The sequence below is a fragment of the Mesorhizobium sp. M1A.F.Ca.ET.072.01.1.1 genome, assembly GCF_004023325.1.
Taxonomy (GTDB): Bacteria; Pseudomonadota; Alphaproteobacteria; order Rhizobiales; family Rhizobiaceae; genus Mesorhizobium.
The window spans coordinates 1-13,687 of the sequence record NZ_RZSF01000032.1 but is presented as its reverse complement, the minus strand read 5'-3'; the positions used below and the strand labels follow the sequence as shown (position 1 = coordinate 13,687).

At 64.1% G+C, this 13,687-nt stretch carries 13 protein-coding genes; 8 read left to right on the top strand and 5 right to left on the bottom strand.

Annotated elements, in window-relative coordinates:
• Positions 1 to 37: 37 nt before the first annotated feature.
• Positions 38 to 670: a class I SAM-dependent methyltransferase gene (locus EOA32_RS07450; protein ID WP_128371346.1), complete on the top strand. Its 633-nt coding sequence runs from the start codon at positions 38 to 40 to the stop codon at positions 668 to 670.
• A gap of 12 nt (positions 671 to 682) precedes the next feature.
• On the opposite strand, the gene EOA32_RS07445 is transcribed toward EOA32_RS07450, so the two are convergent.
• Both EOA32_RS07445 and EOA32_RS07440 read right to left on the bottom strand, forming a co-directional pair.
• Positions 683 to 3,136: an FAD-dependent oxidoreductase gene (locus EOA32_RS07445; protein ID WP_128371345.1), complete on the bottom strand. Its 2,454-nt coding sequence runs from the start codon at positions 3,134 to 3,136 to the stop codon at positions 683 to 685.
• Positions 3,133 to 4,029, bottom strand: a complete 897-nt coding sequence (locus EOA32_RS07440; protein WP_095782388.1) for a phosphotransferase family protein — start codon at positions 4,027 to 4,029, stop codon at positions 3,133 to 3,135. The genes EOA32_RS07445 and EOA32_RS07440 overlap by 4 nt, the downstream gene beginning before the upstream one ends.
• 400 nt (positions 4,030 to 4,429) lie before the next feature.
• Between EOA32_RS07440 and EOA32_RS07435 the strand changes: the two genes are divergently transcribed.
• From EOA32_RS07435 to EOA32_RS07400, 7 genes are all read left to right on the top strand, one after another.
• Positions 4,430 to 5,194 (top strand): DeoR/GlpR family DNA-binding transcription regulator, encoded by a 765-nt coding sequence (locus EOA32_RS07435; RefSeq protein ID WP_128371344.1) that lies wholly within the window; start codon positions 4,430 to 4,432, stop codon positions 5,192 to 5,194.
• A gap of 53 nt (positions 5,195 to 5,247) precedes the next feature.
• Complete coding sequence (locus EOA32_RS07430) at positions 5,248 to 6,159, top strand: LysR substrate-binding domain-containing protein (protein WP_128371343.1); 912 nt, start codon at positions 5,248 to 5,250, stop codon at positions 6,157 to 6,159.
• A 281-nt stretch (positions 6,160 to 6,440) separates the two neighbouring features.
• A complete protein-coding gene (locus EOA32_RS07425; RefSeq protein WP_095777615.1) occupies positions 6,441 to 7,595 on the top strand; it encodes an ABC transporter substrate-binding protein in 1,155 nt (384 codons plus the stop codon).
• A gap of 190 nt (positions 7,596 to 7,785) precedes the next feature.
• Positions 7,786 to 8,784: an ABC transporter ATP-binding protein gene (locus EOA32_RS07420; RefSeq protein WP_067003595.1), complete on the top strand. Its 999-nt coding sequence runs from the start codon at positions 7,786 to 7,788 to the stop codon at positions 8,782 to 8,784.
• 283 nt (positions 8,785 to 9,067) lie between these two features.
• A complete protein-coding gene (locus tag EOA32_RS07410; RefSeq protein ID WP_206519861.1) occupies positions 9,068 to 9,973 on the top strand; it encodes an ABC transporter permease in 906 nt (301 codons plus the stop codon).
• Positions 9,963 to 10,778, top strand: coding sequence for an ABC transporter permease (locus EOA32_RS07405; RefSeq protein ID WP_067003601.1), 816 nt, complete (start codon positions 9,963 to 9,965; stop codon positions 10,776 to 10,778). The genes EOA32_RS07410 and EOA32_RS07405 overlap by 11 nt, the downstream gene beginning before the upstream one ends.
• 118 nt (positions 10,779 to 10,896) lie before the next feature.
• Positions 10,897 to 12,324, top strand: a complete 1,428-nt coding sequence (locus tag EOA32_RS07400) for a gamma-aminobutyraldehyde dehydrogenase (RefSeq protein ID WP_095777576.1) — start codon at positions 10,897 to 10,899, stop codon at positions 12,322 to 12,324.
• Between the two features lie 45 nt (positions 12,325 to 12,369).
• Here EOA32_RS07400 and EOA32_RS07395 read toward each other — a convergent pair whose 3' ends face one another.
• From EOA32_RS07395 to EOA32_RS07385, 3 genes are all read right to left on the bottom strand, one after another.
• Positions 12,370 to 12,684 (bottom strand): hypothetical protein, encoded by a 315-nt coding sequence (locus tag EOA32_RS07395; protein ID WP_067003605.1) that lies wholly within the window; start codon positions 12,682 to 12,684, stop codon positions 12,370 to 12,372.
• Between the two features lie 42 nt (positions 12,685 to 12,726).
• A complete protein-coding gene (locus tag EOA32_RS07390) occupies positions 12,727 to 13,083 on the bottom strand; it encodes a nuclear transport factor 2 family protein (RefSeq protein ID WP_067003749.1) in 357 nt (118 codons plus the stop codon).
• Between the two features lie 218 nt (positions 13,084 to 13,301).
• Positions 13,302 to 13,687, bottom strand: a 386-nt coding sequence (locus tag EOA32_RS07385; RefSeq protein WP_245499196.1) for a helix-turn-helix transcriptional regulator, incomplete at its 5' end; no start/stop codon positions are given.

The following is a 13,687-nucleotide window of genomic DNA, read 5'->3' as shown; positions in this document are numbered from 1 at the left end:
CTACCATGGCCGACACGAATCGGCGGCGGGAGCGGCAATGGCGGACGGCAAGCAAAACAGCGCGCTAAGCGCGGCCTATGCCGCAACACGGCCGGACGAAGTGGCCGCAATCTACGATAGCTGGGCCGAAACTTACGACGCCGATATGTCGGCGGCCGGCTATCGCCATCCGACCATCTGCCTGGCCCTGCTGGCCCGCCATCTGCCGCGCGGCGCGGAACCTGTGCTCGACGCAGGCGCCGGCACCGGGCTGATCGGCGAATGGCTCGCAATCACCGGCTATCCTCGTGTCGAGGCGCTCGACATCTCGCAAGGCATGCTGGACAAGGCCGGCGCCAAGGGCGTCTACACGGCGCTGCATCGTCTGGCGCTGGGCGGCGCCCTGCCTTTCGCGGACGGTGCCTATGCCGGCATCGTTTCGGCGGGCGTCTTCACCTCCGGCCATGTCGGCGTCGAGGGGCTGGACGAGCTGATCCGCATCTGCCGTCCAGGCGGCATCATCGTGCTGACGATCAAGAACACGCTCTGGCAGGCCGGCTTTGCCGAGCGGATCGCCGTGCTCGAAGCGGAGGACGTCATAACCCGGCTTGAAGAGACACGGCCTTACGCGTCGATGCCCGGCGAGGGCGATGCGGTGCCAAGCAGGGGTCTCGTGCTGCGCGTCGGCTGACCGCTTTCCTGCTTAAGCCTTTATCTTCTCTCCGGCCGGATCGTACATCGGCTCGACATGGATCTTTGCCGGCGTGCGCTCCATCGCCACCACCAGTTCATAGCCGCCCGAGGCGAGGAAGTCGTCGCTGACGCCATCGCCGTTGCGCACATAGCCATAGCCGATGTTCTTCTCCACCGTATAGCCATAGCCGCCGCTGGTGAGATAGCCGACCGGTTGGCCGTTGCGCAGGATCGTCTCGCGTCCGGCCAGGACGACGTCCGGATCGTCGACCGTGAAGCCGGCAAAGCGTTTTGTCAGCGGCTGGCCGGCCGCTTTCTCCAGCGCCCGCCGCCCGATGAAGCCGTTGTTCTTCCTGAGCTTCACAGCCCAGCCGAGGCCCGCTTCCTGCGGCGTGTCGTTCGGCGTGATGTCCGCCCCCCAGGCGCGATAGCCCTTTTCCAGCCGCAGCGATTCCAGCGCCCGGTAGCCGACCGGGCGGATGCCATGCTGTTTCCCGGCTGCCATGAGGGCATCAAAAATCTCGCCCGTCGCGGCGATCGGCACATGCAACTCCCAGCCGAGCTCGCCGACATAGGTCACCCGCAGCGCCCGCACGGTGTGGCCGGCGATGTCAATCTCGCGCGCGTGGCCGAAGGGGAAGGCGGCGTTGGAGACATCCGCACCCGTTACCGCCGACAGCACGTCGCGGGCGCGTGGCCCCATCAGCGACAGCGTGCCGAAATCCTCGGTCACGTCTTTCAGCGCCGCGTCGAGTCCCTGGCCGAGATGGTCGCTGATCCACGAAAAATCATGCGTGCGGAAACCGGTGCCGGTGACGATGTAGAACCTGTCCTCGCCGAGCCGTGCCACCGTGAGGTCTGCTTCGATGCCGCCGCGCGTGTTGAGAAGCTGCGTATAGGTCAGCCGGCCGACCGGCTTGTTGATGTCGTTGGCGCAGATCCAGTCGAGCGCCCTCAGCGCATCGGCCCCGGTCATCTCATATTTGGCAAAGGAGGATTGGTCGAAGATGCCGACTTTCTCGCGTACATGCCGATGTTCCTCGCCGACCGGGGTAAACCAGTTCTGCCGCCCCATCGAATAGACGTCTTCCGGCTTGATGCCATCGGGCGCGAACCAGTTCGGCCGCTCCCAGCCGAGCTTCGAGCCGAACACGGCGCGGTGCTCTCTCAGCCGCTCATAGAGCGGCGAGACGATGCGCGGCCGGCCCGAGAGATATTCCTCATGCGGGAAGCCGATCGTGTAGTGCTTGCCATAGGCCTCGAGCGTGCGGTCGCAGACCCATTGCCGGTCGCGGTGCAGGTTGGAAAAACGCCTGATGTCGACCACCCAGAGGTCGAGCGGCGCCTCGCCGTCGACCACCCATTGCGCCAGCACCCAGCCGGCGCCGCCGCCGGACGCGATGCCGAAGGCGTTGAAACCGGCGCCGACGAACATGTTGGCGCATTCGGGCGCGACACCAAGGATGAAATTGCCGTCCGGCGTGAAGCTCTCCGGCCCGTTGATCATTTGCTTGACGCCGACATTGGCCAGCGCCGGCACCCGCTCGATCGCCTGGGCCATATGCTGCTCGAAGTGGTCGTAATCGTCATCGAACAGGCGGAACGCCCAGTCGTTGGGCACGTCGCCCCCTGGGAGCTCAGTCGTCCAGGCCTGCGGGTTCGGCTCATAGCCGCCCATCACCAGCCCGCCGACCTCTTCCTTGAAATAGGTGCGGCGGTCGGGGTCGCGGATTGTCGGCGCGTCGTTGGCCAGCCCTTCGATCTTCTCGGTGATGATGTACTGGTGCTTGACCGGCTGCAGCGGCACGTTGATGCCGGCCATCGCGCCGACCTGCCTTGCCCATTGCCCGGCGCAGTTCACCACCTTGTCGCAGGCAATGTCGCCCTTTTCGGTCTTCACCGCGGTGATGCGTCCGCCCGTCATCTCGAATCCGGTGACGCGCGCGTCCTCGAACAGTTTTGCGCCATGCATGCGCGCGCCCTTGGCGAGCGATTGCGTGATGTCGGAGGGGCTGGCCTGACCGTCGGTCGGCAGCCAGGAGGCGCCGACGAGGTCGCCGGTTTCCATCAGCGGCCACATGCGCTTCACCTCGGCGGGCGACAGCAGCTGCATGTCCATGCCGAAGCTTTTTGCCGTCGTCGCCAATCGCTTGAACTCGGTCCAGCGATCGGCGTTGGTGGCGAGCCTGAGGCACCCGGTCATTTTCCAGCCGGTCGCCAGTCCCGTTTCGGCCTCGAGCCCCTTATAGAGCTCGACGGAATATTTGAGCACGCGGGTTATCGAGGCCGACGAGCGCAGCTGCCCGACCAGTCCGGCCGCGTGCCAGGTCGAGCCCGAGGTCAGCTTGCCTTGCTCCAGCAGCACCACGTCGGCCTTGTGGTCGCGCGCCAAATGATACGCGGTCGAGCAGCCGATGATGCCGCCGCCGATGACCACGATGTCGGCATGGCTGGGCAAGGTCATGATCTTGTCCCGTATCTCGTCCGGTAGTTTTCCAGTGCAGCGTCGAGCCGCACCAGGTTTTCTTCGGTATAGGCGACGTAGTCGATGCCGGGCGCGTCGAGATAAAGCTCGGAGACCATGCTCCACATTGCCTCGCGCAGCAGTGAGGCGCATTGCATGGCGGCGTGCGAGCGGCGGATCTCGCTGTCCGGCTCCTTCATGAAATAGGCGGTCAGGAAGGCGAAGGATTCCTCGTCGCTCATGCCCGCATTCGAGGCGGCGCCGGCCAGATCGAACATGGCCGTGTTGAAGCCGGCATATTCGAAATCGATCAGCCACAGCCGCTTGCCGTCGTCGAGGATGTTGGCCGGCAAAAGATCATTGTGGCCGAAGACGATCGGCAAAAGCTTCTGCGCCCGTTCGAGCTCGTCGGCTAAAGCGAGATAGCGCGGCAGCTCGTCCTTCTTGCGGCTGCCGCCTTCCTCGAGCGTGCGCGCATAGTCGCGGATGACATGAAAGACCCAGAACATGAAACCGGCGCCGGAGACGTGGTTCGGCATCTCGCGGTGAAAGCGCCGCAGCAGCGCCGCCACGCGGCCGAGATCGGCGCGCACATCCTCGGCGAGGAAGGTCCTGGCGCCGAGAAACTGGGTCACCAGAATTCCGGGCTCGGCGTAGTGGACGGCTGGCGCGAAACCGGCCGCATGCGCCGCCCGCGCCGTCATCACCTCGCGCTCGCGAAAGACATGGTGGAACGGGAAGTCCTGGCCGAAGCGCACCACGTGCCGGCCGGCGGCGTCGGTAACGACATAGTTGGCGTTGCTGAGGCCGCCGGGCAGCGGCTCGATCTCGATGCCGCCGCTCCAGCAGGGCAGGGCGCGGATGCGGTCTTCGGTGGTTGCGGCGGCGCTCACGGGTTCAGTCCTGCTTCGGCCGGCTTTCGACAAAGCGCCGGTCTCTCACAAAGCGATGAGAGAAAAAAGAAAGGCCTCGTCGGTGCGGGATGCCGGGATTGATATCCCTCACCACACCGACGAGCCCCTTGGCCAGGCTTAGGATCCCGGCATCCGCCCCCGCGGATTCGAAAAAAGCTCGCGTCAGGCACGTTCCAGAAAATCTGGTCAGTCGTTTGCGGCTCTGCCATCACCCTCCTGTGGCAGTTCCGAGCCTGTCACGACCTCAATCTCACGCCAGCGTGATGTTGCTGTCAATAAAAAGCTGTGACCTTTTTTGGGTGTTTTGCCCGAAAATATGAGCAATTCCTTTAAAAGCGTTAGGAATGCCGTAGAATCGGTCAAAATCCCGGAGATCCAGATGATCCACTCGAAACGGCACGGCGAGATCCTGCGGCTCCTCGGTGAGGAGGGCACGATCACCATCGCCAGCCTGGCCGAGCGCCTGGGCGTGTCGCTGGAGACGGTCAGGCGCGACGTGAAACCGCTGACCGATGACGGGGCATTGCTCAAGATGCATGGCGCCGTCAGCCTGCCGTCGATGACAGGCGAGGCGCCGTTCGAGCGCCGCATGCGCGAGAATGCCGAGGCAAAGCGTCTGATTGCCCGCATGGTCGCGGCCACCATCCGCGACGGCGAGTCTATCATGCTCGACACCGGCACCACCACGTCCTTCCTGGCGCGCGAACTGCTCGGCCATCGCCGCCTGACGGTGGTCACCAATTCGTCCGACATCGCCCGTACGCTGGCGACGGTGAACGGCAACAAGGTCTATATGGCCGGCGGCGAGCTGCGCAGCGATTCAGGCGCTGCCCTCGGCGTCGCGGCGATCGAATTCGTAAGCCGCTTCTCGGTCAGCCACGCGGTGATCTCCATCGGCGCGGTCGACGCCGTCGCCGGCCTGACCGACTACGAGCTGGAGGAGGCGGAATTCGCCCGCATGGTGTTGTCGCGCGGGCAACGCTCGCTGGTCGTCACCGACCATACCAAGTTCGGCCGGCAGGGCCTAGTTCAGGTCTGCGGCTTCGACGGTTTCTCCGAGCTTGCCACCGACCAGCCGCCGCCGCGCGACATCGCCGCCGCGCTCAGCCAGGCCGGCGCGCGTCTCAGCATTGCGATGGCCTAGCGCCGGATGCGCCAACGGCTTTCCTTCCCGGCCGCGCCGGTGTTTAGTCGGGCATGGCCTTCACCATCCGCCAGCTCCAGTTCTTCGTCGCCGTCGCCGAGCAGGGCACGGTCTCGGGCGCCGCGCAGAACCTCTCCATCTCGCAATCCTCGGTCACCGAGGCGATCAAGGAGCTGGAGAGCGATCTCGGAGTCGAGTTGTTCGACCGCCACCCGCGCGGCCTCAACATCACCCATAAGGGGCACCAGTTCCTGCGCCACGCGACGAAAATCCTGGCCGACGTTTCCGATGCGCGCCGCGCTTTCCTCGGCGATCAACTCACAGCAGGCGGGCGGCTGCAGCTCGGCGTCACCTCGCTTGTAGCCGGATACGTGCTCTCCGATCTGCTGGCTCGCTACCGCCGCGCCTATCCGAGCGTCGAAGTCTCGGCGATCGAGGACAATGGCGACTATCTCGAGCATCTGCTGGTCGGCGGCAAGCTCGACATCGCCGTCATGGTCACGTCGAATTTGCGCGATCGCACCGCGCTGCAGTCGGAAATCCTCGAAGTCTCGGCCTATCGGCTCTGGCTGCCGCTCAGCCACAGGCTCGCCAGCGCCGACATTATCTCGATCGGCGACATCGCTTCCGAACCGCTGATCATGCTGACCGTCGACGAGATCGAGGAGAACACCGGCAAGCTGCTGTCGGCGCTCGGTGCGAGACCGCATGTGGCCTTCCGCACCCGCTCCGTCGAGGCCGTGCGCAGCCTTGTGGCCACCGGCGCCGGCGTGGCGCTGCTGCCCGATCTCGTCTATCGTCCCTGGTCGCTGGAAGGCGACCGCATCGAATCCCGCGATATCTCCGGCTCGCTTCCGGTCGTCCAGGTCGGCATGGTTTGGCGCCGCGGTTCCAGCCTGCCGCAGGCCGCCCGCGACTTTATCGGACTTGCCCAGTCGCAGCGCATGGTACGGCAGCGGCTCTGATCAGAGCGATTCCAGCAAAGTGTGAACGGTTGGGCTCGGCGACTTCGCCGCAACCTTCCGTCCGGAATGGCGTCGGAAAGAGTATCGGAAAATCCGATATCGGCTTTCTGATAAATGGATTTGCGAAACCGGAATTTTCACAGCACTTTTCGCTCAGGGAACAAAGCCGCTCGGGAGCGCGGCTGCCGGGGTGATGGGAACTCTGGCGTTCAGGTTTGCGTGTGATCCTTGTTGAAAACCGGATCGGTTTCGGGGTCATGGGCCAAAATGGGAGATCGATGATGAATGCATTCCTGAAGTCATGCACGGCGTTGACGGTTGCGCTGACCTTCTCGGGTCAGGCGATCGCCCAGGTCAAGGAAGTCGGCAAGGGCGAGGGCGAGCTGAATATCGTCGCCTGGCCGGGCTATATCGAGCGGGGCGAGACCGACAAGAACTACGACTGGGTGACCGCCTTCGAGAAGGAGACCGGCTGCAAGGTCAACGTCAAGACCGCCAATACGTCGGACGAGATGGTCTCGCTGATGAACGAGGGCGGCTTCGACCTGGTGACGGCTTCTGGTGATGCTTCGCTGCGCCTCGTCGCCGGCAAGCGCGTGCAGCCGATCAACACCGACCTCATCAAGAGCTGGAAGACGGTCGACGACCGTCTCAAGGACGCGCCCTGGTTCACCGTCGACAAGGTGCATTACGGCGTCCCCTACCAGTGGGGCCCGAACATCTTGATGTACAACACCACCGTCTTCAAGGAAGCGCCCAAGAGCTGGAACGTCGTTTTCGAGGAGATGAAGCTGCCCGACGGCAAGTCGAACAAGGGTCGTGTCCAGGCCTATGACGGCCCGATCCATATTGCCGATGCCGCCAACTACCTGATGTTCCACAAGCCGGAACTGGGCATCAAGGATCCGTACGAGCTCAGCGAAGACCAGTACAAGGCGGCGCTCGATCTGCTGCGCACCCAGCGCACCCTGGTCGGCCGCTACTGGCATGACGCCGCAATCCAGGTCGACGATTTCCAGAACGAAGGCGTCGTCGCCTCCGGCTCGTGGCCGTATCAGGTGAACACGCTGGTCGCCGCCAAGAAGCCGGTCGCCTCGACCGTGCCGGAGGAGGGCGTCACCGGCTGGGCCGACACCACCATGATGGAAGCCGACGCCGCCCATCCGAACTGCGCCTATATGTGGCTCGAGCACTCGCTCTCGCCCAAGGTCCAGGGCGATGTGTCGTCCTGGTTCGGCTCGCTGCCGGTCGTGCCCGCCGCCTGCAAGGGCAATGAACTGCTCGGCGACGAGGGCTGCAAGACCAACGGTTACGACAATTTCGAGAAGATCAAGTTCTGGAAGACGCCGATATCGAAATGCGCCAGCCAGAATGACAAGTGCGTGCCCTATTACCGCTGGGTGTCGGACTATATCGGCGTCATCGGCGGGCGGTGAGTTCGCCTGGCCTTTAGAAGTTGGCGCTGCCCCTCACCCTTACCCTCTCCCCGCGAAGAACGGGGAGAGGGGGTCGCCAGCGCTGGAGTTTGTCCCTTCTCCCCGTCTTTCACGCGGAGAAGGTGCCGGCAGGCGGACGAGGGGCAGCACAGACGCCCGAATTTGAGAGCCTGAACCTTCAGGACAGATCATGACCTCCGCCGTTTCCTTCAAACAAGTCTCGCGCCATTTCGGCAGCGTGCGCGCCGTCGATGCGGTCGATCTCGACATCGCGCCGGGCGAGTTCTTCGCCATGCTCGGGCCGTCCGGCTCCGGCAAGACGACCTGCCTCAGGCTGATCGCCGGCTTCGAGCAGCCGACGGCCGGCTCGATCTCCATCTTCGGCGAGCGGGCCGAAGGCGTTCCGCCCTATCGCCGCAACGTCAACACCGTTTTCCAAGACTACGCGCTGTTCCCACATCTGAACGTGCTCGACAACGTCGCTTACGGGCTGATGGTCAAGGGCGTCGGCAGGGTCGAGAGGCTGAAGGCGGCGGAAGAGGCGCTCTCGCTGGTGCGCCTGCCGGGTTATGGGGCCCGGCGCCCCGGCCAGCTCTCCGGCGGCCAACGCCAGCGCGTCGCGCTTGCCCGGGCGCTCGTCAACCAGCCCAAAGTGCTGCTGCTCGACGAGCCGCTCGGCGCGCTCGACCTCAAGCTGCGCGAGAACATGCAGGAGGAACTGAAGTCGCTGCAGAAGGTGCTCGGCATCACCTTCGTCTTCGTCACTCACGACCAGGGCGAAGCGCTTTCTATGGCCGACCGTGTTGCCGTCTTCAACGACGGCAGAATCATGCAAGTCGGCACGCCGGAGGACATTTACCAGCGGCCGAGGACGCGCTTCGTCGCCGATTTCGTCGGCTCGTCCAACGTGCTGCCGCCGGATTTCGTGCAGCGCTATTCCGGCCAGCATCGCTGGGGCAGCCTCAGGCCTGAATCCATCCGCGTATCGGGCGCGACGAGCGGCGATGGCGTTGCCGCGCGTCTGGTCGGGACCAACTATCTCGGCGCCACCACAAGGCTGGCGCTGGATGCCGATGGGCTGAGGCTGCATGCCATGGTGCCGGCGGGGACCGCGCTCCCTGCCGAAGGCGAGGCGGTGATGCTCACCTTCAACCGCGAGCACCTGCATCTGATGGACGAGTCGGCATGATTGCGGTTTGTGCAAAGCACCGCCCTCTGTCCTGCCGGATATCTCCCGCGCAAGCGGGGAGATTGGCTGTCGCCGCTCGCTTCGCCAATTTTCGACGTTGCAGAACTGGCGGGGAAGACGAGCTGCTGATCTCCCTCCTTGCGGGGGAGATGGCCGGCAGGCCAGAGGGGGGTGTGAAGGATCTCGGCCTTGCCGCCGTTGATCTGATCGTCGGTGCGGCGCGATGACAATCGCCGCTGTTCAATCCAAGCCCGTGCCCGCCATCCTGCCCGGCAACGGCGGCATGCGCGGGGCGCTCTCCGACCTCTTCTGGCGCCGGCCGATACTTCTCTTGCTGCTCATGCTGCTGCCGCCGCTTCTGTGGCTGGGCATCGTCTATATAGGCTCGCTTTTCGCGCTGCTTTTGCAGAGCTTTTTCTCGATCGACGAGTTCTCCGGCCTGATCAACCGCGAGTTCACGCTGAAGACCTATGGCGACCTGTTCCAGGCCGCCAATCTCGACATCATCCTGCGCACGGTGACGATGGCGGCGCTCGTGACGCTCGCCTCCGCGGTCATCGCCTTCCCCATCGCCTATTACGCGGCGCGCTATGCGCGCGGCCGCTGGAAGGCGCTGTTCTATCTCGGCGTCATGCTGCCGCTCTGGTCGAGCTATCTGGTCAAGATCTACGCCTGGAAACTGATCCTCGCCAAGGAAGGCATTCTCACTTGGCTGTTAGGCAAGCTCGGCCTGCTGTGGCTGCTCGAGGCCTGGCTGTCGTTGCCGATCGTCGGCGGCAACTCGCTTTCGGTCTCCTTCACCGGCACCTTCATCGTCTTCGTCTATGTCTGGCTGCCGTTCATGATACTGCCGGTGCAGGCGGCGCTGGAGCGCGTCCCCGGCAACCTCGTCGAGGCCTCGTCCGATCTCGGCGCCTCGCCCGGCCAGACCTTCCGCAACGTGCTCTTCCCGCTGGCGCTGCCGGGCATCGTCGCCGGCTCGATCTTCACCTTCTCGCTGACATTGGGCGACTACATCATCCCGCAGATCATCGGCACCTCGCGCCTGTTCATCGGCCAGGCCGTCTATTCGCAGCAAGGCACCGCCGGCAACATTCCTTTAGCCGCCGCCTTCACCGTGGTGCCCATCGTCATCATGGGCTTTTATCTGTGGGGGGCCAAGCGCATGGGAGCTTTCGATGCGCTCTGATCGCGGCCAATCCGCTCCGCTCGGGCTGAAGATCGCCGCCGCCTGCGGCCTGCTCTTCCTGCACCTGCCGATCCTTTTGATCTTCGTCTATGCCTTCACCACCGAAGAGAAGAGTTTTGTGTGGCCGCCACCGGGTTTGACCACGCAATGGTTCGCCGTCACCTGGAACAGGCCGGATGTCTGGGAGGCGCTGTCGCTGTCGATCCGCGTCGCTGCCATTTCGACAGCGATCGCGCTGGTTCTTGGCACGCTCTGCGCCGCTGCGGTTTCGCGCACGCGCTTCTTCGGCCGCGAGGCGATTTCATTGCTCGTCATCCTGCCGATCGCGCTGCCCGGCATCATCACCGGCATCGCGCTGCGCTCGGCTTTTGCGCTCGCCGACATCCCGTTCTCGTTCTGGACGATCGTGCTCGGCCACGCCACTTTCTGCGTGGTCGTCGTCTACAACAATGCCGTCGCCCGTTTTCGCCGCACCTCAGGCTCGATGATCGAGGCCTCGATGGATCTCGGCGCCGACGGTTTTCAGACGTTTAGGCATGTCGTGCTGCCCAACATTGCAACCGCGCTGCTTGCCGGCGGCATGTTGGCCTTTGCGCTGTCCTTCGACGAGGTCATCGTCACCACCTTCACCGCCGGCCAGCAGCAGACCGTGCCGATCTGGATGCTGGAGGAGCTGATCAGACCGCGGCAGCGTCCGGTCACCAATGTCGTCGCCATGGTCGTCGTGCTGGTGACGCTGCTGCCGATCCTCTTTGCCTATTACCTGACCCGCGACGGCGACCAGATCGCCGGCTCGGGCAAATGAAAACAGCGAATAGGGATTAGCCAATAGCGAATAGGGAAAATCGATCGCGAACCCTGCCCGCCATTCGCAACTCGCTGCACGCAACTCGCTACTCGCTACTGCGAAGGGAGAAACCCCCATGGACACCCAGATGCTGATCGGCTCGAAATTCGACAAGGGCACCGAAATCGAGGAGCCGATCCTCAATCCGAAGACCGGCGCGACCATCCTCAACCTGCCGGAAGCAAGTCCGGCGCAGATCGAGGCGGCTGTCAGTGCCGCCGAACAAGCGTTCGTCAATTGGTCGCGCACCACGCCGGCGCAGCGCTCGGGCTATCTGCTGAAGATCGCCGATCGCATCGAGGCCGAAGCGAATGAGTTCGCCGCGCTCGAGGCGCTGAATTGCGGCAAGCCGATCAACGCCGTGCTCAATGACGAGATCCCGGCGATCGTCGATTGCTACCGCTTCTTCGCCGGCGCGGTGCGCTCGATGCCAGGCCAGGTCGCGGGCGAGTATCTGCCCGGCCACACCTCGATGGTGCGGCGCGATCCGATCGGCATCGTCGCCTCCATCGCGCCCTGGAACTATCCGCTGATGATGATGGCCTGGAAGCTGGCGCCGGCGATCGGCGGCGGCAACACCGTCGTCTTCAAGCCATCGGAGCAGACGCCGCTGACGGCGCTGAAGCTGGCGAGGATCCTGTCGGAGATCCTGCCCGAGGGCGTGGTCAATGTCGTCCTCGGCCGCGGCGACAGCGTCGGCAACACGCTGATCAATCATCCCAAGGTCAACATGATCTCGATCACCGGCGACGTCGCCACCGGGAAGAAAGTGCTGCAGGCGGCCGCCAAGTCGGTCAAGCGCACGCATCTCGAGCTCGGCGGCAAGGCGCCGGTCGTCGTTTTCGACGACGCCGATCTCGGCGCGGTGGTCAACGGTCTGCGCGCCTTCGGCTACTACAATGCCGGCCAGGACTGCACCGCCGCCTGCCGCATCTATGCCGGCAAGAAGATCTACGACAAGCTGGTTGCCGATCTCTCCTCGGCGGCGTCGACCATCAAATACAATCTGCCTGACGACACCGAGAACGAGATCGGGCCGCTGATCTCGCGCCGCCAGCGCGACCGCGTGTCAAGCTTCGTCGAGCGCGCTTCGGAATTGAAGCACATCGAGATCACCACCGGCGGCAAGCCGGGCGAGGGCTCCGGCTTCTATTACCAGCCGACGGTCGTCGCCGGAGCGTTGCAGGAAGACGAGATCGTGCGCCGCGAGGTGTTCGGCCCCGTCGTCTCGGTCACCCGGTTCTCCGAGGTCGACGAGGCGGTGAACTGGGCGAATGACAGCGACTACGGCCTCGCATCGTCGGTGTGGACCAGGGACGTCTCGCGCGCCATGACGACCGCGGCCCGGCTGCAATATGGCTGCACCTGGATCAACACCCACTTCATGCTCACCAACGAGATGCCGCATGGCGGCCTGAAGCAGTCCGGTTACGGCAAGGACATGTCGCTCTACGCGCTGGAGGACTACACCGCCGTCCGCCATGTGATGGTGGCGCACGGGTAAGTCCTCTACCTCTCCCACAACGGGCGAGGTCGGCCACGCAGGCCGCTACTCGACGATGCGGTAGATGTTCCACAGGCTGGTGCCCGACACGACATAGGGCTCCAGCTCCTTGCCCCATTTGGCGTGCGCCTCGATCTTGGCGATCTTGGCGAAGAACTCCTCCAACTGGGCCAGGCTCTCGACCTGGTGGTGGGTCTCGATCGTCGCTTCGCGTGCGCCGACTGAACCGGTCATGAGCTGGAATTTCAGGTCGGCGAGCCCAACCTGCGAGCCGATCTCGCGCTCCCATTTTCGCATCAGCTCGAGCGCGGTCTGCTTGTGACCGAACTTGGCATCGATCTGCCATCTAGCGCTGAACATCTTGGTTCTCCTCCCTGTTTTGCAGATGAATCCGTTCTTGAGCTACTCGTCCCAGGCCTGCACGACCGTCTGCCGCGCAATGCGGCCGTTCTTCAATTCGAGCATCGCGGCGCAGAACACCTTGGTGCCGTCCGGATAGGCGCAGGCCTGGGTGAAGGCGAGATTGTCGCCCTCGGCGATCGTGGCGTCGACCTTGTGGGTCATCGCCCGGCTGCAGATGTCGTCCCAGAAGGTGCTGATCGCCGCGCGGCCGCGGATTTCGCGCGGCTTGCTCGGCGGGTTGTTGCGGTCGATCACCCGCACCAGCGCATCGTCATTGTAGAAGCTCGCCAGCGTCTTGCCGTCACGGCTCTCGATCGCTTTCTTGATCGCCGCGCCGTCCACTGTCTTGGTCAGCATTTCATCCTCCATGTCCCCATCGTCTTGGGTGGTAGATGTCCGAAGCGCTGCCCGACGATTGCTGCCGGGCAGGGACTTCTCACTGCGAACTGGCCATGGCGGCTGCGAACAGGTCGTCGGTCTGCTTCTTGACGAGTCCACCTGACGCTTGGCCTGCATGGGACGAATTCATAGTCCTAGAGACACCCCTTTCGCTTCGCCCGAAAGCGCCATGGCACTCATGGCCCGTCCGGGCCAGTGTGCCTTGCCGAGAAGGCGGCCGCAGCAGCGCGCGACGGCAGGTCCAGCTTGAGCAATATGTTGGCGACGTGCCGCTTGACCGTATGCTCGCTGAGCCTCAGCTCGGCGGCGATCGCCGCATTGCTCATGCCGTCGGCAATCAGGTTCACCACCTCGCTTTCCCGCGCCGTCAGTGTAGCTGGCTGCAGGGCCCTGGGCCTGGGGCGGCAGGCCGGTTCCAGATGTTGTTCAGACGTGGCCTGGACCTTCCAGCCCAGCTCGGCCGAGGCATCCGATGCGCCTTTTGTGTACCAGCCGGTATTGTCCGCGAAATGACCGGCATCCACCGCTTCGGGACATAGCGCCTGCATCAGCGATGTCTCGC